The sequence below is a fragment of the Streptomyces otsuchiensis genome (assembly GCF_004305975.1).
Lineage (GTDB): Bacteria > Actinomycetota > Actinomycetes > Streptomycetales > Streptomycetaceae > Streptomyces > Streptomyces otsuchiensis.
In genome coordinates this window covers 1-245 of record NZ_BHZI01000674.1, presented here as the reverse complement: position 1 = coordinate 245, position 245 = coordinate 1, and the positions used below count along the sequence as shown (strand labels likewise).

1 pseudogene is annotated in these 245 nt (G+C 69.0%); it reads left to right on the top strand.

Annotation, left to right across the window (positions count from 1 at the left end):
• Window positions 1–245 (top strand): annotated as a pseudogene (locus tag E0D90_RS27030) (hypothetical protein); the annotation flags it as partial.

Genomic DNA, 245 nt, shown 5'->3' with positions numbered 1-245 from the left:
CCTTACCCGCTGGGCTGCAAGCGCATCATCTACTCCAACGACTACTTCCCGGCGCTGGCGCTGCCGCAGTCCGAACTGGTCACGACGCCCATCAGCCGCGTCACCGCGCGCGGCCTGCTGACGGCCGATGGCCGCGAGCACGAGCTCGATGTGCTGGTCTGCGCCACCGGCTTCGACACCATCCAGATGCTGCAGAGCCTGCAGATCACCGGGCCCGGTGGCCAGACCCTGTCCGAGGCCTGGGC